This window comes from Rothia sp. L_38, assembly GCF_050689125.1.
GTDB lineage: Bacteria > Actinomycetota > Actinomycetes > Actinomycetales > Micrococcaceae > Rothia.
Window position 1 is genome coordinate 1 of record NZ_JBOEQD010000003.1, and the last position, 17,658, is coordinate 17,658.

Consider the following 17,658-nt stretch of genomic DNA (forward strand, 5'->3'; position numbering starts at 1 on the left):
ATGTCTGATGTAATTAATAATTTTATTTTTAGTTTTCACGCCGAATAGGAGTATTGTTCATGCCCCGCACCCACCTCGAACGTCCCCTCCAGCAAGACATCTGCGCCTACCTGGCTACTCACGGGTGGGTACACTCCCCCAACTCCGCAGGCTACGACGCCCAGCGCGCCCTCTACCCCGCCGACGTCCTCACCTGGCTACAAACCAGCGACCCCAAAAACTACGCCACCCTCATCAAACCCGGCACCGACCCCACCACCCGGCAGGCACAAGAAAACCGCCTACTCGACCGGCTCGTCACCAAACTCGCAACCCCAGAAGAACAAGGCGGCGGAACCCTCAACGTCCTACGCAAAGGCTTCAGCGTACCCGGCGCACGCCGCCCCTTCCACCTACTCGCCTACCCACCCCAAGACAACCGCAACCCCGAACTCACAGCCCTCTACCACAAGAACATCCTGCGAGTCGTCGAAGAAGTCTATTACAATCCAGCAAGTGAAAAAGCCCGTATAGACCTCGTGCTCTTCATCAACGGCCTACCCGTAGCCACCATCGAACTCAAAAGCGAATACACCCAAACCCTCCAAATCGCTATAAATCAATACCGCACCGACCGCGATCCAAAAACCTCACCCCTGCTCCAAGAACACCGCGGCGCCCTCGTCCACTTCGCCCTCTCCCAAGACGAAATCGCCATGACCACCAAATTGGCAGGGAAAGCAACCAACTTCCTCCCCTTCAACCGCGGAGCCAACGGCGGCGCAGGCAACCCCATCATCGACGGCAAACTCGCCACCAGCTACTTCTGGGAAGAAATCCTCGACCCCAACACCTGGATCACTATCCTCACCAAATTCATCTACACCAACCACCAAAAAATCACCGACCCCCTCACCGGCAAAACCACCCACAAAAGCCACATCAGATTCCCCCGCTACCACCAGTGGCGAGCCGTCACCAAACTCGTCCAAGCAGCCCGCGCCGAAGGCGCAGGGCAAAAATACCTGGTGCAGCACTCGGCGGGATCCGGCAAAACCGACTCCATCGCCTGGACAGCCCACCGGCTCTCCAACCTCCACACCCCAGACGGCGAGCGCGTCTTCGACTCCGTCATCGTCATCGCCGACCGGCAGGTACTCGACCAGCAGCTCCAGGACGCCATCGACCAGCCCGTCACCACAGCCGGCACCTTCCAGCCCATTACGCGCGGCAGCGGCGATTCCAAATCTAAGCAGCTCGTCGAGGCACTGACCACCGGGGTGCCCATCATCGGCGTCACCCTGCAAACCTTCCCCTTTGCCCTGGCAGAAATGACGAAGGAGGGCGGCCAGCTCGCCGGTAAGCACTTTGCGATTATTGCGGACGAGGCGCACTCCTCCCAGTCGGGTAAGGCAACCGATTCCATCAAGGAAATGCTCAACACCGAGATTGACGCCGGTATTGAAGAGTCAGACCCCGAAGCTGACCAGGTGGCCCTGACCAAGATGGCCCAGCGTGTGGTGGGCGAGGGCCACCAGGTGTCCTTCTTTGCCTTCACCGCAACGCCCAAGGCGAAGACCCTTGAGGTCTTTGGCCGACGGGCCGACGGCACCGGCCCCCACGAGCCCTTCGACCTCTACCCCATGAAGCAAGCCATTGAAGAGGGGCTTCATTCTTGACGTGCTCAAGAACTACACCACCTACCAGATGGCAGCCAAAATCGCCCAGAAAAACGAGGACAGCGGGGCAGACGAAGAAATCGACATCCGCAAGGGCACCAAGAGCCTCATCAACTTTGTGGAGCTGCACCCCACCAATGTTGCCTCCAAGGTAGCGGTGATTCTTGAGCACTTTGAGGGCCGAGTCAAGCAGGAACTCGGCGGTAAAGCCAAAGCCATGGTGGTGACGTCCTCACGTGCTGCAGCCGTGCGCTACCAGCGGGCTTTTGAAAAAGCTATCGCCGAGAAAGCCCTGCCCCTGAAGACACTGGTTGCTTTCTCCGGTGAACTGCCCGACCCCGACCTTGAGGTAGTGCCCGGGGTTGATACGCCCACCGTGACTGAGGCGTCCATGAACCCTGAGCTCAAAGGCAGGAACCTCGCTGAAGTCTTCAACCAGGACGGCCAGCATATTCTAATCGTGGCTAACAAGTACCAGACCGGCTTTGACCAGCCCCTTCTGGTTGCCATGTACGTGGATAAGAAGCTCTCGGGCATAACCGCCGTGCAGACCCTCTCCCGCCTCAACCGCCGCGCCGACGGCAAAGAGAACACCTACATTCTGGACTTCGTCAACGACCCCGAACAGATACGCGCCGCCTTCGCCGAGTACTACGAGGACGCCCGCATCGAGACCGAATCGGACCTCGACCTGGTTGCCAAACAGGTCGACAAGCTCGACGCGGCCGGTATCTACAACCGGGCAGATGTGGAACAGTTCTGGGAAAAGTGGGTTGCACCCGGTGCCCGGCAGGCGTCCTTTGACTCGCTCATTTCCATACCCGTGCAGCGGTTTGTGACGCGCTGGCGGGCAGCGCAGGAAGGCCTTGACGGTTCTGCTGACCGGGCCGCCCTTGAGGTACTGCTGGAGTTCCGCTCAACCCTCGCCCAGTACGTGAAGTCCTACGCCTTCTTCTCGCAAATCTTCAACTTCGGTGACCCCTACTACGAGAAACTCTCTGCCTTCGCTGACCTGCTTGCACGCAAGCTGCGCCGCTTTACCCTCGATGAGGTGTCGCCCGAGGTAGTGAACGTGGACGACATCGTACTCACCCACTACCGCCTCGAAAAGCTGCGGGAAGAGGAAGACTTGAAGCTCTCGTCCTCCCAGGCGGAGGGCCTACAGGGCATGACGGAGGCCGGCCTAGCCAGCATTCAGGAGCGCGAGCGCAAGGCCCGGTCCGAGCTGATTGAGAAAATTAATAAGTACTTCCACGGCCTTGATTTGAGTGACGAGCACCAGGTGGGTTTTGCGACCACCTTTGTGGCTGAGGCGGCCAAGGACGCCGGGCTCAAGCAAAGCGCCATGGCCAACACCAAGGTGGACTTCTACCATTCGAAGAACGTACGCGTTGGCCTGGCGAATAAGCTCTGGGACTACAGCTCAGATACAGCTGACCTGATTGACCACGTGCGCAAGCTACCCGCGGAGCAGTTCGTAGAGTTCATGCTCGACATGGGCCTGTACGAACTGCTGCGGGGCGAGAAGGTGGAGGAGCTGACTCCGTAAAAGGGGACCACCTTAGCGATCTTTGTATGCTGGTATAACTCCGACCATCGAATCGAAGTAGGCTATAACCTTATTAGAAATTGTTACGCGGTTTGGAATCAAGTTTCTCCCAGCATTCAAATGCAACATCGCATGTGGTAGGGTAAAGGTATCAGACACCGCCCACCTCTGTTACATGGAACCTCAAAGTTCTGCATGTATCATGTGGCGGTTTTCATTTTAAGTAGGTGCTTATGGCTGAAAAAGGGTTCCTAGACCACCCAGATCTCATCAACAGACTTGAGCAGCTGGGGATGCAAATCGACGATAAGACTAAAGCTGAAGCAGAGCTCAGAAGACTCGGCTACCACCGCACGAGCGGCTACAGATATCCCTTTAGAAAACTTCGAGAGCCCCTCACCGATGATCTCATCAAACGTAGAGAGTTCCGCCATGATGAGTTTGAAGCTGGCTCAAGGTTCGAAGACTCTATAGCGTTAGCAGATTTCGACACCAAACTACGTGCCGTCATTTTGACAGGTATCTTTGATTTAGAGGTAAGACTAAGAACCGCTATCGCCCATGTCATCGCAAAGAAAAATCCAAAAGGGCATCTTGAGATTTCATGCTTAGATTCCACAAAATGTTATGAACTTACTTCTTCTCGAGATCAAACAACCAAGTTTGAGGCTTGGAAAGCTCAGTACGAGAGCGCCAAAAAATCCAAAAATAATGACGATTTCATAGCGCACCATACGCTTGTCTACAAGACAGAAATTCCTGTGTGGGCAGCACTAGAAATTGTGTCCTTTGGAACCCTAATTCACTTTTATCTTTTGATGAAGGTAGAAGACCAAAATGATGTGGCAAGAAATTTCGGGGTTCGACAAGGCACCAAGTTTGGCTCCTGGCTACTTGCAATCATGGACTTAAGAAACGACTGCGCTCATGGTGCTAGAGTTTTCAATAAGAGCATGAAAAGGAATGTGTCTGTTCATTCAAACTCTTACTTCAAAAAATATTTAAAGCATATAGATAAGGAACTCCCTGCCGACAAAATATACATGCCGTGTGTCTTACTCGCCCATATGCTTAGATGCCATGAATCTGGCACTAACTGGCACAATACGTTCAAAACGCAGGTTAAAAAGTTACCCCAAATATATCTGCAAGAATTATCTGAACCGCTTATTACTGCCGAACGTAACATGGGTTTTCCTGGCAACTGGCAAGAATTAGAAATCTGGAATAACTAATATTCCGCATGGGCCTCTACGAACTGCTGCGGGGTGAGAAGGTGGAGGAACTGAGCCACTAGATATTGTGGGACATCTTAGAGAGCAAGCTCTCCGCCACCTGCTCCACGCCCAGGCGGTACTGTGCGGAATCACGATCTGCACGACGCACATCCGTTAAATCAAGAACAGCCCTACTCTGTTCCTCTGGAATCTTAGAGTTAGCAATCCACAGAACCGGCACAATATTCTTGCCGTCTAACACAGACAAGTCACCTATTTGCTTGACCCAGCGAGGCGTCACCAAAGCCAAGCCAACAAGGGGTACCTGCTCGTCAGCGTCCGCGCCCAGCGTATGAGTAAAATGTGCCGGATCATCATCCAAAACAAGCTCAACGCTCAAACCAGACAGACCCTCAACAGCATCAGCAACATCTTCAGCAAAGCCACGAATATTCCCTGCTAACGCAGAGCCCTCATCAGCCGCAGCGAAACTAGCAACGACACGCACATCAACATCGCCAGTTTTCTTAGAGGGCTCAAACTCTGCCCGTGGCTCTATCGCAGTTGCGCGCGCTCTGTTCATCAACCCCTGCCACAAACTAGCGTCCCACAAGGCGGCCAAGGGAAGAGCCCATATATTCTCGCCTAAAGGCACAGGCCGAGCCACATTACAAACGACGAAGCCCCGTGTAACCCTGTCACCATACAATTCTTGAAAGCTCTTCAACCCCTTCAAGAATTCAGGCTTTACACGCGCAGAAGCTTTCACTTCCACAGCAATGAGAGAACCTGCAGAATCACGCAAGACTACATCGACCTCAACGTCCTTGTTCTTAATCCGCTGTCGCCAATGGAATATATCCACACTACGCTCAGCCCATCCAGCATGGGCACGTACCTGCTGCATCACCAGTGTCTCAATCAGACGCCCTCGTACATCTGCATCAACTAACTGTGCATCACTCGTACTGACCAAAGACCGAGCGGATAAAGCCACATCTGCGGGGAAAAACTTAGCTGAAGACCGCAAAGACCTCTTTGAAGCCCGATGCAGGTTGGGGACCTCATATATCAAGAAACGTTTTTCGAGAGCGTCGAGATAAGAATCAACTGTGCGGCGGTCCATTGAGAGTTCTCTGCCCATTTCAGAGATATTTAGCTCTGAAGCAGGGTGCCTTAAAACATAAGCCAAAATCTCGTGTGCACGTACCTGATCAAACGACTCACCTGGCTTTACCCGCTGAGTTAGGATGCTTCTTATCCCCTCGTCAATAGCCAGGCCTAACGTTGAGGTCACTGAATTGCCAGCAAACCGACGATACTGGGGCATACCCCCTAAAACAATCGCGTCAGATTCAATATCCAGAGGTTGTGTTTGTTCCCCTGTAACCGGATTTGCATCAAATAGAGCATCTATCACAGACCACGGCTGCTGATGGGGAGAGTTGATTTCTGCCTCGCTTAAAGGCTCTAATGATACTCGTAAAGCCCTGCGTGCCAGAGGGTCAGTGCCGCCAAAGCCGCTTTGCCCGATGCTTGAAGAACCGGTAAGAACTAGACGAATTGAGTCCTGGTTCTCATCTAGAACCTGTTTCACAGCAACCGGCAGCTCAGGAACCAGCTGAGCTTCGTCGATTGCGCAGGGCCACTCTAAACCACGGAGCCAACCCACTGTATCAGCCTCAACCACTGCTCGCAGACCGGCATCAGCCATCGAATAAACTGCCTTCAGATGCCCCTCATGAGCCAGCTTGTTCACTAAGCTTGTCTTCCCCACTGCACGAGCGCCTTCGATAATCACGACAGGCGCAACAGCAAGCAGGTCAAGTATCTTGGGCTCAAGGAATCTGGGATAGAAGGTCATAGGTCAAATTGTACATTCGATGCACAAAATTTTGTACATAGGATGTACAAGTTGTTAAAAGTACTAGGTGGATTAGCTAATTCACCAAGGAAGCTCAGCACTGCCTTCATCTAAAGGCTCAAGCTGAGCTTGCACAATGCTCTCACGTACTTCAGGGATAGAACTAAGGTAAAGAGTTTCCTGAGTTGCTAGCCAATCATCTTCAGTAGTCATCATCAAGATGCTTTCCTAACGTACTTCGTACCCCGCCGCTCGGATTGCGTCCTTCACTTCCCCGATGCTGACCTCGCCGAAGTGGAAGATGGACGCTGCGAGGACGGCGTCCGCTCCTGCTTCTATGGCGGGTGGGAAGTGCTCGGCTGCGCCCGCGCCGCCCGAAGCAATTAGGGGTACGGTGACAACAGAGCGCACTGCGCGGATCATGGGCAGGTCAAAGCCGGCCTTAGTGCCGTCGGCGTCAATGGAGTTCAGCAGGATCTCGCCTACGCCGCGCTCCTGGGCCTCAGCAACCCATTCAAGAAGGTCAAGCCCGGTGGATGTACGGCCGCCGTGGGTGGTCACCTCATAGCCCGACGGAGTGGCGCTCGACTTCTTAGCGTCCGCCGAGAGCACCAGCACCTGGGAGCCAAACCGCTCGGTAATCTCGTTGATTACCTCGGGCCGGGCAATAGCGGCAGTGTTGATAGAGGCCTTATCGGCGCCGGTGCGTAGCAGGCGGTCGACGTCCTCAGCGGTGCGCACTCCCCCACCCACGGTCAGCGGAATAAAGACCTGCTCAGCGGTCGACGACACCACATCGAAGGTGGTCTGGCGGTCCGAAGAAGAGGCGGTGACGTCCAGGAAGGTCAGCTCATCGGCGCCCTCAGCGTTGTAGCGCTTGGCGAGTTCTACCGGGTCGCCAGCGTCGCGCAGACCCTCAAACTTGACGCCCTTAACCACGCGGCCGGCATCCACATCAAGACACGGAATAACACGAATGGCAACACCCACGGGCGCGCCCCCTTTCCTTGAAAGCAAAACTGAAGCGGCGGCGTCCGCCCATATCAGGGGCAAGGACGCCGCCGGGCAAGACTACAGGCGCGCAGCCTGAATAGCGGTCACGAGAATGCCACGGCCCCCAATGTCGTAGAGGGAATCCATGACCTTGTTGGCAGCCTTACGCGGCACCATAGAACGCACAGCCACCCAGCCCTCACGCGAGAGCGGCGAGATGGTCGGGGCTTCCAGGCCGGGGGTCAGGGTGGTGGCAGCCTTAAGGTTAGCCTCTTCGATGTTGTAGTCAATCATCACGTACTGGCGGGCAATCAGCACACCCTGCAGGCGGCGCTGGAGGCGCTCAAGACCGGCGTGGTCCTCAACGCCGGGGCGCTTAATGAGCAGGGCCTCGGAGCGCATAATCGGGTCGCCAAAAGGTTCCAGACCGGCTGCGCGCATGGTGTTGCCGGTTTCCACGACGTCGGCGATGGCGTCCGCAACGCCTAAACGAATCGAGGACTCAATAGCGCCATCCAGGCGCACCACCGACGCGTTGATACCGGAGCGTTCCAGGTAGTCGGTCAGCAGGCGCTTGTAGCTGGTGGCGATGCGCTTACCTTCAAGTTCAGACGGGTCGGAGTAGGTACCGGCGGGCCCTGCCAGGCGGAAGGTGGAGCGGGCAAAATCGAGCTTGAGCGCTTCCTCAGCGTGGGTGCCGGAGTCGAGCAGCAGGTCGCGGCCGGTGATACCGACGTCCAAGGTGCCCTCACCCACGTACACGGCGATGTCGCGGGGGCGCAGGTAGAAAAATTCAACCTCGTTGTCCTGGTCAACGAGCACCAGCTCGCGGGAGTCACGGCGCTGGAGGTAGCCAGCCTCGGTCAGCATGGTGATGGCAGCCTGAGAGAGCATGCCCTTGTTAGGAACTGCAACGCGCAGCATAGGTTTTTCCTTTGCAGTGATGGTTTAGAGGTACTTGTAGATATCTTCGGGAGTCAGTCCCTTGGCGATCATCATGCACTGCAAATGGTAAATCAGCTGTGAAGCCTCTTCAGCGAACTCGGCGTCTGATTGGAATTCAGCGGCCATCCAGACTTCCGCTGCTTCTTCTACGATTTTCTTGCCGATAAAGTGCACGCCTTTGTCGAGTTCCGCAACAGTGCCGGAACCCTCAGGGCGGGTTTCAGCCTTTTCGGCTAGCTCTGCGAATAGGGTTTCAAAGTTCTTCACGGTTTCTAGCGTACCGCTCTTTGATGCGCTGGCGTTACCGGGCAGGTTTAGATTTCATCTTTCGGTCACGCGCACAGGATGAGATGCGCGGACGGACGCCTGCCCTACCGCCAGCGGCAGGGCAGGAAGGCGGGCGTCGGCCGCTTACTTACAGGGTGCTATAAATCTTGTGGCGCGTACCCACCGGGAAATCGGCCGTAACGGTGAGGTCTGCACCTAGCGCTGCGAGGTATTTGTGCAGGGTTTTGATACTAACACTCTCGATATCCCCTTTTTCCATCTGGGAAATTCTTTTTTGGGAGACACCGATTTTTTCAGCCAGATCGGTCTGGGTCAGACCTAAATCTTTGCGAAGCTCCTGTAGCTGAAAAACACGAGCCTCAGCATGCATTTCATTCACTAGGTGCTGTAGGTCATGAGAATCGACTGGACGCATTTGTTTCAGTTCTTCAAGAGTTGTCATGGCGTTTCCTTAGGTACTCTTCATAGCGTTTCTCAGCAAGAGGGATATTCTGTTTGTACCATTTGTCCCATTGGCCGGTTTTGTCACCAGCTACCAACAGAATCGCCTGTTGCTCTGGATCAAAGATGAATAGAATTCTAATATTTTTTGCGTGGCCGCGGGGTCTTAGTTCTTTGAGGTTATGGAAAGACGAGCCGGCAATACGATCAATAAAGGGCCTGCCCCCATGAGGTCCTACAGACCCAAGGTATTCAAGCGCTGCAAGCACATGAAGATACTCCTGGCTAGGCAGTTCCATGAGCCAGTCTTGAACGAAACCTACTTCAACCGTCCACCCTTGCATAACGCCAGAATACTATAAATATATTCTATTGCATAGGTGAAGACAAAGTATAGCCCTCCTATCTTCGCTAAAGATAGGAGGGCGGGCGTCCGCTCATAACGTTTGGGGGCTTGCCTCTAGGTGTTAGAGCCCGCGCAGCGCCACCACGGTTTCCAGGGCCGCGGCCATTGCCTCGTAGCCCTTGTCTTCGGTGGAGCCGGGTAGGCCAGCGCGGTCCAGGCCCTGCTCTTCGGTATCGCAGGTCAGCACGCCGAAGCCGACAGGGGTTTTGGTCTCCACAGAAACCTTGGTCAGACCGCTGGTGGCGGCGTCGCAGACGTAATCGAAGTGCGGGGTGCCGCCGCGGATAACCACGCCCAGGGCGACGAGCGCATCGTACTTCTCGGCCAGGGTTGCGGCGGCTACCGGCAGTTCGAAGGTGCCGGGCACGCGCACGATGGTCGGTTCGATACCGGCGTCCGCTGCGGCGCGACGGGCACCGTTGAGCAGGCCGTCCATGATCTGGGTGTGCCAGGACGCCGCAATCACGGCGACCTTCAGACCTGCGGTGTCTGCGGGGTTGAGTTTAGGGGCGGGTGCTCCTGCTCCGCTCATGATGTTCTCCTTAAGGTTGGGTTTGGGGTAGGTACCAGCTAATTCAGAAATGACCACAAACTAGATGGGTTTTTCTGACTCAGATGGTACCTAGTTGAGGATGTGGCGCATACGGTCGCGTTTGGTGGCCAGGTAGCGCTCGTTCTCGGGTCTAGGGGCGATGATGTCGGGCACCAGCCCGGTCACCGTCACCCCCAGGTCGGTCAGGGCCTCGGCCTTGGCCGGGTTGTTGGTCAGCAGGCGCACGCGGGTCAGCCCGGCTGCCTTCAAGATGACGGACGCCTGGGTGTAGTCCCGCGCGTCGGCTGGGAAACCCAGGTGCAGGTTGGCGTCCAGGGTGTCGTCCCCGGCGTCTTGCAGGGCGTAGGCGCGGAGCTTATTGACCAGGCCGATGCCCCTGCCCTCGTGCCCGCGCAGATACAGCACCGAGCCGCCCAGCTCCTGCACGGTGGCTAGGGCTTTTTCTAGCTGGGGGCCGCAGTCGCAGCGGTAGGACCCCAACAGATCCCCGGTAGCGCATTCGGAGTGCAGCCGAACCAGGTGGTCCTGGCCGTCCCCACCGGCGGGGTGGGGGCGTCCGTCCGCACCCACGGCTGTGGCCAGCATGTGCTCGGTGCCGTCGGCAAACTCGTAGGCAGATACGGCGAAGGTGCCGTGAGGGGTGGGTACCAGTACCGGCTCGCTACTGGCTACGAGGGTGTTCTTATCGCTCACCGTCGCGCTCCTGCAGGTAGGTGACCAGGTCAGCGATGGAAATCATGGGCATGTTGTGCTGGGTGGCAAAGGCGCGGAGGGCGTCGAAGCGCATCATGGTGCCGTCGTCGTTTACGATTTCAGAGATAACACCAACGCCCGATAGACCTGCCAGCAGAGAAAGCTCGACGGCGGCTTCGGTGTGGCCGGGGCGCTGGCGCACTCCCCCGTCGACCGCTCGTAGGGGTAGGACGTGGCCGGGGCGGGTCAGGTCACCTGCAGAGGACGCCGGGTCGGCAAGTACCTGTACGGTACGGGCCCGGTCGGCGGCTGAGATGCCGGTGGTGACGCCGTCGCGGGCATCGCAGGTGACGGTGTAGGCGGTGCCCTTGGCATCCTCGTTCACTGCGACCATGGGCGGTAGGTTCAGGGCATCTGCCCGGGCGGCGCTCATAGGGGCGCAGATGACGCCGGAGGTGTAGCGGATGGTGAAGCCCATGAGTTCAGGGGTGGCGTGTTCGGCGGCGAAGATGATGTCGCCTTCGTTTTCACGGTCTTCGTCATCGACCACGACGACGGCCCCGCCCCGGGCAATTTCGGCAACTGCCCGATCGATGGTGTCGAGGGCGGCGGCGCGGTGTTCCCAGCCACCAGCGCTACCGGTGGGGGTAACGCTCAGGCCGGCAACCGAGCCCGATACCGCCAGAATACGCTGCACGTACTTGGCGAGGGCGTCGGTTTCGAGGTTGACGGTATCACCCACGGTTAGCTCACCTAGGGTGGTGGCTTCTAGTGTTGCGGGGATCAGACCTACCTCGAACCAGTGGGTGTCGGCCTGCGGGTGGGATACGGCGGTGACGGTCAGCGACGCACCCGACACAGTAATAGAGCCTTTCTCGGTGAGGTGGGCTGCCATATCCCGCGGCACGCGCACGCGCACGGTACGCCAGGATTCATGGTCTTCAACCTTGACCACGGTGCCGAGCCCGTCCACGTGACCCTGCACGACGTGACCGTCAAAGCGGCCGTCCGCTGGCATGCAGCGCTCAAGGTTGACGCGCGCACCAGGGGCCAGCTGCCCCAGGTTAGTGCGGCGCAGGGTTTCACCCATCATGTCGGCAGCGAAGTAGCCCTCGGCCAGTTGGCGGGTGCAGGTGGCGGTTAGGCAGACGCCGTTGACGGCCAGGGAGCCACCGTGCTCAAGATCGTCAATGAGCGAGCCCGCCTTGATGGTAACGACAGCTGACTCAGCCCGCCCCTCAGAATCGAGTACGGGTTCTATGGATTCTACGGTGCCGGTTGCGGCAATGATTCCGGTAAACATATGAAGTCTTTCAAAACTTATGAGATTTTCTGTGGGATAGGATGCGCGACAGGCTCACGCTCGCTGCCGACCCTCTCGCTGGTTCGCTAGCGCTCACAAGCGATTCACGCCAGCCCCGAGCCAGCAGCTTCGCTGTGAGCCTGCCCCGCCTCCCAAAATCTCTACGGAGCAGGTACAAACCGAGTGCGGACGTCCGCTCCCAAGATTTGCACTGCTGGGTGGTGGGTGAGGTGGTCGAGGTGCCAATGCGCTGCCTGGCTCAGGCTGCTCACGCCGAGGTCGCCAAGGGCTGGTTTTCCTGCGCCGAGCAGCAGGGGTGCCCGGTACCAGTAGAGTTCGTCGACGAGGTTGGTGCGGATGAGGGCGGTGATGAGGGTGGGGCCGCCTTCGACCATGAGGTGGCGCACTCCCCTGGCGTGTAGGTCGGTGAGTACGCTGGTGAGGTCGTGGGTTCGGTAGTGCAGGGCACTGCCCTCTACTACAGAACGGGCCAGGTGGCTACCCTCTAGCAAAGCGTTTTCCCCCACCACCACGCGCAGGGGCTGGTGCTCGGTGAGCTGCCCGGTGCCCGTCCTTGCGGTGAGTTGGGGGTTATCGGCCTGTACGGTGCCGGTGCCGACCATGATGGCGTCGGCGCGGGCGCGCAGGGCGTGGCCGTCGGCGCGGGCTTCTTCCCCGGTGATCCACTGGCTTGTTCCGTCGGCGGCTGCGATGTAGCCGTCGAGGGAGCTTGCGATTTTGGCGGTGACGAAAGGACGCTTCTCGGTAGCTGCTGTGAACCAGCGGGCGTTGAGGGCGTAGGCGTCATCTTCCAACAGTCCGCCACGAACAGCTATGCCCTGCGAGCGCAGATAGGCTGCTCCCCCGGCGGCGTCGTCGGTGGTGTCGGCGTAGGCGTAGGTGACCTCAGCGATACCGGCCTCGGCTATAGCAACTGAGCAGGGTCCGGTGCGGCCGGTGTGGTTGCAGGGCTCTAGGGTGACGAACATGCGGGCCCCGTGGACGTCGATGCCGGCGGCACGGGCTTGGGCGAGGGCGTCGGCTTCAGCGTGGGGTGTGCCGGCGCCGCGGTGCCAGCCGGTGGCAAGGAGCTGCCCGGTGGCGTCCACAATTACTGCCCCGACTAGGGGGTTAGCCCCGCGCACGCCCTTGCGGGCCTTATCGAGGGCAAGGCCCATTGCCTGGGTGTCGGTAAGGATTGCCATGATTAGCGTACGTCGACGGTGGGGTCGGGGAAGGCTGTTTCGACCTCAACCTTGCCCATTTCGCGGTTGCGGGTGCGCCACCAGACGAAGAAGCCGGTGAGGGTGAAGGCCCCGTAGAAGAGGTACATGAAGGCGCTGGCGTAGTAGCCTGCTGACCAGAGCAGGGGCACGCCGACCACGTCCACGGCGACCCAGACCAGCCAGAACTCTACCCAGCCCTTAGCCATACCGTAGGTGGCGAGTAGGGAGCCGGTGAAGATCCAGGCGTCTGACCAGACCGGCTCGTAGGAGCCCAGGGCGCGGAAGATGGGGGTCAAGGCGCCGGTGCCGACCAGCATGAAGGCGACCATGAAAGCTCGTTCGCGCCAGCTTGCCCACTGGGGTATCACTGCTGCCTGGCCTGCGTCGCCGGTCTTGCGGGTTTGGTTCCAGCGGTACCAGCCCCAGACGGAAACGGCGATAAACATGATCTGGCGGCCTGCCTGCCCCAAAAGGTTAGCGGTACCGTAGGTTGACCCGAAGAGGGTACCCAAAAAGACAGTGAGTAGAAGCAGGTTGCCGAGAATGCCGACAGGCCAGGCCCAGACTTTGCGGCGCATACCGCCGAGGGCTGATAGTAGGCCGAAGATGTTGCCAAGGACTTCGCGCACCAAGAGGGACTGGTTTTCGCCAATCGCAATTTGAGCGTCGAAGAGCCACCGCAAGAAATCCATAAAAAACTCCCAAAGCGAGTGGCTCCGGGAGAACAAATCGAGGGTACCCGGTCTGTGCGGGGCCGTGGGTGGCGTCGGTGAGGACGCCGGTGGGCCAGGCAGTCGGGTACGGCAGGTGCCGCGGGGGCACCTTACGGTTTGCTCGTGCTACCTTCCATCCAGACTGTACTGTCTGCCAAGGAATTCCACCTTGCAGGTATCGGGCACGTGGATGTGCCGTCAATTAGCGGGCTGTCACCGCAGGTTCGGATTTTCACCGGGTCCCGGAGCACGATATTTTTCTTTTACTCTTCAAGTTATAGCACGGTAGGCGGCTGTAACCGTCATATTGTGACTTATTCCCGCTATCTGGTCGGGCGCGAGGCCTTCCCCGAAGCCCTTACTGATAAAGTCAGTTTGACCTTATTCCCTGCCCCCTGAGCCCCATGACTTCCCCGCACCAGAACCAGCCCCGGGCGTCCGCACCCGGCCACCGCGCTACCGCCACGACTGCCGACGCCCTCAACACCGACTCCCTGAATGCCGAACAGCTCACCGCCACCCTCGACCAGCTGCCAGTCACCCGCCGTCACGCCCGCCTACTGGGGGTAACGGGTATCGGCTGGGCCCTGGACGCCATGGACATCGGCCTCATTTCCTTCGTCATGGCTGCCCTGATTGCCCACTGGGGTATTAGCTCGGGGCAGGCATCGCTGTTGGGCTCTATCGGGTTTTTGGGCATGGCGATTGGTGCCACCCTGGGCGGGCGTCTATCGGATAGGTTTGGGCGGCGCGCAATCTTTGCCGGCACGCTTCTGGTCTACGGGCTGGCTACCGGTTTTTCTGCCCTCGCTACGACCTTCACCGTTCTGCTGGTGTTGCGTTTCATCGTGGGGTTGGGGCTCGGCGCTGAGCTGCCGGTAGCCTCCACCTATATTTCTGAGTTTGCCCCGCAGGCTGTGCGCGGGCGCATGGTCGTTGTCCTTGAAGCCTTCTGGGCGGTTGGCTGGATCCTCGCTGCCCTCATCGGCACCTTCGTCGTGAGCCGCTCCGAGGACGGCTGGCGCTGGGCTCTTGCCATCGGCTGCGTCCCTGCCTTCTACGCCCTGGTGGTGCGGTGGGGGCTCCCCGAATCGGTGCGCTTTCTCACCCGACGCGGCGACCTTACCCGCGCCCGGTCCGTGGTCGCTGGTTTCGCTACCTCCCCGCCCTTGCGGGCAGAAGCTGCGCGGACGCCGTCCGCCCCTGCCGCTACCGCTACCGGGCAGGCTTCAGCCGAGCTGACTCGGGCAACCTCCATCTGGTCAGCGGCGCTACGCCGCCGCACCCTTGCCTTCTGGGCCATCTGGTTCTGCATCAACCTTGCCTACTACGGGGCTTTTATCTGGATTCCCTCGCTACTGATCCAGCAGGGCTTTAGCCTGGTTAGCTCCTTTACCTTCACCCTGATCATGACCCTGGCCCAGCTACCGGGCTATGCGGTGAGCGCCTGGCTCATTGAGCGCTGGGGCAGGCGTTCTACCCTGGCTACTTTTTTGCTGGGCTCCGCGCTGGCCGCGGTAGCCTACGGCCTATCCAGCGAGGTCTGGGCGCTGGTGGCCAGCGGCTGCCTACTCTCCTTCTTCAACCTGGGTGCCTGGGGTGCCCTCTACGCTATTGGCCCCGAGCTGTACCCGGGGCATCTGCGCGGTTCGGGCACCGGTGCTGCGGCCGGGTTCGGGCGGCTTGCCTCAATTACAGCTCCCCTGCTGGTGCCCGCCCTGCTACCGCTGGTGGGTGTAACCGGTCTCTTTGTACTCTTCGCCCTTGCCTTCTGCACAGCAGCTGGCGCAACCTTCCTGCTGCCTGAAACTCGGGGCAGGCAGCTGGCCTAAGGCACCTGCGCTGGCGAGAGTCGTTAGACTTGAGGGGAAACAAACAAGATTTCGACCCTAAGGTGAGCTGTGTCTGACGCGAAACCCGCCAATATTCAAAAACGTGATACCACCTTCAAGCAGGAGCACGGTGCCGTAGCGCACCTGGTCAAGCGCAAGCCCGAGCAGGCTGTCGCCCGCGCTGTGAAGGGCGCCCAGAAACTGCTGGACGAGGGCCAGGGCAAGCAGGCCCTGAACGTACTGACCCTAGCCAAGCCCGTACTGGTTGCCGAGTCTAAGGACGCCGTAACCTACTACACCATGCTGGCCACCATCCACCGCTCTATGGGCAACGAGCAGGCTGCCGAGCGGGCCGAGAAGAACCTGGCCTAAGGCTCACTAGCTGCCGGGGAGCCGGTTCAGCAGCTCCTTCACAAAGGCCTCGTTATCGGCATCCCCAGCGGCGGCGTAGTGCTGCGCCGACCGCACCAGGTAGCCCTGGGCGGCGTCCGCGTCCCCGCCTTGAGCTGTGACCAGGGCAAGCAGCTGGTAGGTCTCGGCGAGAAAAGCCTGGTCGCCCAGCTCCTCAGCAAAACCGAGGGCTTCGCTGAGCAGGGGGCGGGCAGCATCCGTATCCCCCACCGCCAGCAACCCTTGAGCCTGGGCATTGCGCACGTGCATAAGCTGAACCGTGTGCTTGCCCGCGGCGTACAGCTCGTACGCCTGGACCAGATAGCCCTGGGCACCAGCTTCATCCTGGGCCTGCCGGGCAAGCCCCGCCAGGGCCACCAGGTTATGGGCTTGCCCCTCGGCATTCCCCTGAGCTTCATAGCCGCGCAGCCCCTGGGTGTACCAGGTTTTGGAGCGCTCAAAGTCGCCCAGTTCAGCGTGCAGGGAACCCACCTCGGTGGCGAAGTCGGGCAGCTGCTCGGCATCAGGTTTAGCATCGGCCAGCAGGGCGTGGGCGCGCGTAACTTCTGTGAGAGCTGGCGCGAGATTCCCCAGGTCGCGGTTGACCTCGCTCAAAATCTTCAAGGCAAGAATCTGCCCGAAGACTTCACCGGCACTCTCAAAACCACCGGCGGCGGTCTGCAGGGCGGGCAGGGCGTCGGCCAATTGCCCGGCAGCGATGAGCTCCTGGGCACGGGCTAGCTCGCGGTCGGCTTCTTCAAGGGGAGTTAGGTTCTGGGTCATGGCGTCCTAGTGGGTGTGGGCGGACGCGGCAGCCCGGCGCAGGCCCGCGATAGCGGCTTCGAGGTCGTCCGCACCGTAGACAGACGAACCAGCTACAAAGCAGGTGGCACCGGCCTCGGCCGCCCGCACAATTGTTTCTTCGGTGATACCACCGTCAACCTGCAAAATCACCTCAGTCCCTGAGCCCTCAATGGCGGCGGCTGCCCGCTTAATCTTGGGAAGGGTGACGTCGAGGAAGGCCTGGCCGCCGAAGCCCGGTTCAACGGTCATAATCAGGAGCATGTCCAGTTCGCTGAGCATATCCATGTAGGGTTCAACGCCGGTGGCAGGGCGCAGGGCCATGCCCGCCTTAGCACCGCTTTCACGCAGGGTGCGAGCCAGTTTGATGGGAGCGATAGCGGCCTCGGCGTGGAAGGTCACCGACTCGCAACCAACCTCAGCGTAGGCAGGGGCCCAACGGTCGGCGTCCTCAATCATCAGGTGTACGTCAAAGGGAATGGGCGAGACCTCTTTGAGGCGCTTCACGACGGGCAGCCCCCAGGTCAGGTTGGGAACGAAGTGGCCATCCATCACATCAATGTGGGCGGCGTCAGCGGTCGAGATAGCGGTGAGCTCCTCCCCCAGCCGGGAGAAGTCAGCGCTCAAAATGGAAGGGTTAATCAGGCAGGTCATGGGGGTCCTTTCGTTGCCGGTCTTATACCCATCGTAGTGCCGAGAAGGCACAGGGCGCAGAAAGCAAGGCCCGTCACAGTCCAACTGGTGGTTTTGGGGGCTAGCGAATAAGCCGGGCAGACTAAACTTTGT

Annotated in this window: 19 protein-coding genes and 1 riboswitch; of the genes, 5 read left to right on the forward strand and 14 right to left on the reverse strand. The window is 59.0% G+C overall.

The annotated features are described in order from the left end of the window. The first annotated feature begins 59 nt into the window (after positions 1-59). From ACRCJM_RS02565 to ACRCJM_RS02575, 3 genes are all read left to right on the forward strand, one after another. Positions 60-1,658, forward strand: coding sequence for a type I restriction endonuclease (locus ACRCJM_RS02565; protein ID WP_431463697.1), 1,599 nt, complete (start codon positions 60-62; stop codon positions 1,656-1,658). Between the two features lies 1 nt (position 1,659). Continuing rightward, on the forward strand, positions 1,660-3,207 hold the full coding sequence (locus ACRCJM_RS02570; protein ID WP_431463698.1) for a type I restriction enzyme subunit R domain-containing protein: 1,548 nt from the start codon (positions 1,660-1,662) through the stop codon (positions 3,205-3,207). Between the two features lie 233 nt (positions 3,208-3,440). Further along, positions 3,441-4,442, forward strand: coding sequence for an Abi family protein (locus tag ACRCJM_RS02575; RefSeq protein ID WP_237199768.1), 1,002 nt, complete (start codon positions 3,441-3,443; stop codon positions 4,440-4,442). A gap of 58 nt (positions 4,443-4,500) precedes the next feature. On the opposite strand, the gene ACRCJM_RS02580 is transcribed toward ACRCJM_RS02575, so the two are convergent. The 12 genes from ACRCJM_RS02580 to pnuC all read right to left on the reverse strand — a co-directional run bounded on the left by ACRCJM_RS02580 (position 4,501) and on the right by pnuC (position 13,828). Further along, positions 4,501-6,288 (reverse strand): ATP-binding protein, encoded by a 1,788-nt coding sequence (locus ACRCJM_RS02580; RefSeq protein WP_431463699.1) that lies wholly within the window; start codon positions 6,286-6,288, stop codon positions 4,501-4,503. Between the two features lie 81 nt (positions 6,289-6,369). Then, positions 6,370-6,504 (reverse strand): hypothetical protein, encoded by a 135-nt coding sequence (locus ACRCJM_RS02585; protein ID WP_377126179.1) that lies wholly within the window; start codon positions 6,502-6,504, stop codon positions 6,370-6,372. A gap of 12 nt (positions 6,505-6,516) precedes the next feature. Continuing rightward, a complete protein-coding gene (hisF, locus tag ACRCJM_RS02590) occupies positions 6,517-7,278 on the reverse strand; it encodes an imidazole glycerol phosphate synthase subunit HisF (protein WP_431463700.1) in 762 nt (253 codons plus the stop codon). An 81-nt stretch (positions 7,279-7,359) separates the two neighbouring features. After that, positions 7,360-8,205, reverse strand: a complete 846-nt coding sequence (gene hisG, locus ACRCJM_RS02595; RefSeq protein WP_431463701.1) for an ATP phosphoribosyltransferase — start codon at positions 8,203-8,205, stop codon at positions 7,360-7,362. 24 nt (positions 8,206-8,229) lie between these two features. Beyond that, complete coding sequence (locus ACRCJM_RS02600) at positions 8,230-8,493, reverse strand: phosphoribosyl-ATP diphosphatase (protein ID WP_135012131.1); 264 nt, start codon at positions 8,491-8,493, stop codon at positions 8,230-8,232. A 148-nt stretch (positions 8,494-8,641) separates the two neighbouring features. Further along, positions 8,642-8,956 carry a helix-turn-helix domain-containing protein gene (locus ACRCJM_RS02605; RefSeq protein ID WP_377126185.1) on the reverse strand — a complete coding sequence of 105 codons (315 nt, stop codon included), beginning with the start codon at positions 8,954-8,956 and terminating at the stop codon, positions 8,642-8,644. Continuing rightward, positions 8,943-9,254, reverse strand: coding sequence for a type II toxin-antitoxin system RelE/ParE family toxin (locus ACRCJM_RS02610; protein ID WP_431463702.1), 312 nt, complete (start codon positions 9,252-9,254; stop codon positions 8,943-8,945). The genes ACRCJM_RS02605 and ACRCJM_RS02610 overlap by 14 nt, the downstream gene beginning before the upstream one ends. Before the next feature lie 168 nt (positions 9,255-9,422). Next, positions 9,423-9,893, reverse strand: a complete 471-nt coding sequence (gene ribH / locus ACRCJM_RS02615) for a 6,7-dimethyl-8-ribityllumazine synthase (protein WP_431463703.1) — start codon at positions 9,891-9,893, stop codon at positions 9,423-9,425. Positions 9,894-9,983: 90 nt separating this feature from the next. Then, complete coding sequence (locus ACRCJM_RS02620; protein WP_431463704.1) at positions 9,984-10,607, reverse strand: GTP cyclohydrolase II; 624 nt, start codon at positions 10,605-10,607, stop codon at positions 9,984-9,986. Beyond that, entirely contained in the window at positions 10,597-11,910 is a 1,314-nt protein-coding gene (gene ribB / locus ACRCJM_RS02625) for a 3,4-dihydroxy-2-butanone-4-phosphate synthase (protein WP_431463705.1), read from the reverse strand. The genes ACRCJM_RS02620 and ribB overlap by 11 nt, the downstream gene beginning before the upstream one ends. A gap of 161 nt (positions 11,911-12,071) precedes the next feature. Further along, positions 12,072-13,115: a bifunctional diaminohydroxyphosphoribosylaminopyrimidine deaminase/5-amino-6-(5-phosphoribosylamino)uracil reductase RibD gene (gene ribD, locus ACRCJM_RS02630; RefSeq protein WP_431463706.1), complete on the reverse strand. Its 1,044-nt coding sequence runs from the start codon at positions 13,113-13,115 to the stop codon at positions 12,072-12,074. 2 nt (positions 13,116-13,117) lie between these two features. Continuing rightward, positions 13,118-13,828 (reverse strand): nicotinamide riboside transporter PnuC, encoded by a 711-nt coding sequence (gene pnuC, locus ACRCJM_RS02635; RefSeq protein WP_185173046.1) that lies wholly within the window; start codon positions 13,826-13,828, stop codon positions 13,118-13,120. Positions 13,829-13,969: 141 nt separating this feature from the next. After that, positions 13,970-14,103: riboswitch (FMN riboswitch) on the reverse strand. Positions 14,104-14,253: 150 nt separating this feature from the next. Between pnuC and ACRCJM_RS02640 the strand changes: the two genes are divergently transcribed. Next, a complete protein-coding gene (locus ACRCJM_RS02640) occupies positions 14,254-15,681 on the forward strand; it encodes an MFS transporter (RefSeq protein ID WP_431463707.1) in 1,428 nt (475 codons plus the stop codon). A gap of 69 nt (positions 15,682-15,750) precedes the next feature. Then, positions 15,751-16,053 (forward strand): hypothetical protein, encoded by a 303-nt coding sequence (locus ACRCJM_RS02645; RefSeq protein ID WP_431463708.1) that lies wholly within the window; start codon positions 15,751-15,753, stop codon positions 16,051-16,053. Between the two features lie 6 nt (positions 16,054-16,059). Here the strand turns inward: ACRCJM_RS02645 and ACRCJM_RS02650 are convergent, their stop codons facing one another. Together ACRCJM_RS02650 and rpe are read right to left on the reverse strand one after the other, a co-directional pair. Beyond that, a complete protein-coding gene (locus tag ACRCJM_RS02650; protein ID WP_431463709.1) occupies positions 16,060-16,854 on the reverse strand; it encodes a hypothetical protein in 795 nt (264 codons plus the stop codon). 6 nt (positions 16,855-16,860) lie between these two features. After that, a complete protein-coding gene (rpe, locus tag ACRCJM_RS02655; protein ID WP_431463710.1) occupies positions 16,861-17,526 on the reverse strand; it encodes a ribulose-phosphate 3-epimerase in 666 nt (221 codons plus the stop codon). Between the last annotated feature and the right edge of the window lie 132 nt (positions 17,527-17,658).

Coding starts and splice junctions, on each gene's coding strand:
- ribH (WP_431463703.1), bottom strand. CDS start 9,893: ATGAGCGGAGCAGGAGCACCCGCCCCTAAACTCAACCCCGCAGACACC.
- ACRCJM_RS02575 (WP_237199768.1), top strand. CDS start 3,441: ATGGCTGAAAAAGGGTTCCTAGACCACCCAGATCTCATCAACAGACTT.
- ACRCJM_RS02585 (WP_377126179.1), bottom strand. CDS start 6,504: ATGATGACTACTGAAGATGATTGGCTAGCAACTCAGGAAACTCTTTAC.
- ACRCJM_RS02650 (WP_431463709.1), bottom strand. CDS start 16,854: ATGACCCAGAACCTAACTCCCCTTGAAGAAGCCGACCGCGAGCTAGCC.
- hisG (WP_431463701.1), bottom strand. CDS start 8,205: ATGCTGCGCGTTGCAGTTCCTAACAAGGGCATGCTCTCTCAGGCTGCC.
- ACRCJM_RS02605 (WP_377126185.1), bottom strand. CDS start 8,956: ATGACAACTCTTGAAGAACTGAAACAAATGCGTCCAGTCGATTCTCAT.
- ACRCJM_RS02610 (WP_431463702.1), bottom strand. CDS start 9,254: ATGGAACTGCCTAGCCAGGAGTATCTTCATGTGCTTGCAGCGCTTGAA.
- ribB (WP_431463705.1), bottom strand. CDS start 11,910: ATGTTTACCGGAATCATTGCCGCAACCGGCACCGTAGAATCCATAGAA.
- ACRCJM_RS02640 (WP_431463707.1), top strand. CDS start 14,254: ATGACTTCCCCGCACCAGAACCAGCCCCGGGCGTCCGCACCCGGCCAC.
- pnuC (WP_185173046.1), bottom strand. CDS start 13,828: ATGGATTTCTTGCGGTGGCTCTTCGACGCTCAAATTGCGATTGGCGAA.
- ACRCJM_RS02565 (WP_431463697.1), top strand. CDS start 60: ATGCCCCGCACCCACCTCGAACGTCCCCTCCAGCAAGACATCTGCGCC.
- rpe (WP_431463710.1), bottom strand. CDS start 17,526: ATGACCTGCCTGATTAACCCTTCCATTTTGAGCGCTGACTTCTCCCGG.
- ACRCJM_RS02580 (WP_431463699.1), bottom strand. CDS start 6,288: ATGACCTTCTATCCCAGATTCCTTGAGCCCAAGATACTTGACCTGCTT.
- ribD (WP_431463706.1), bottom strand. CDS start 13,115: ATGGCAATCCTTACCGACACCCAGGCAATGGGCCTTGCCCTCGATAAG.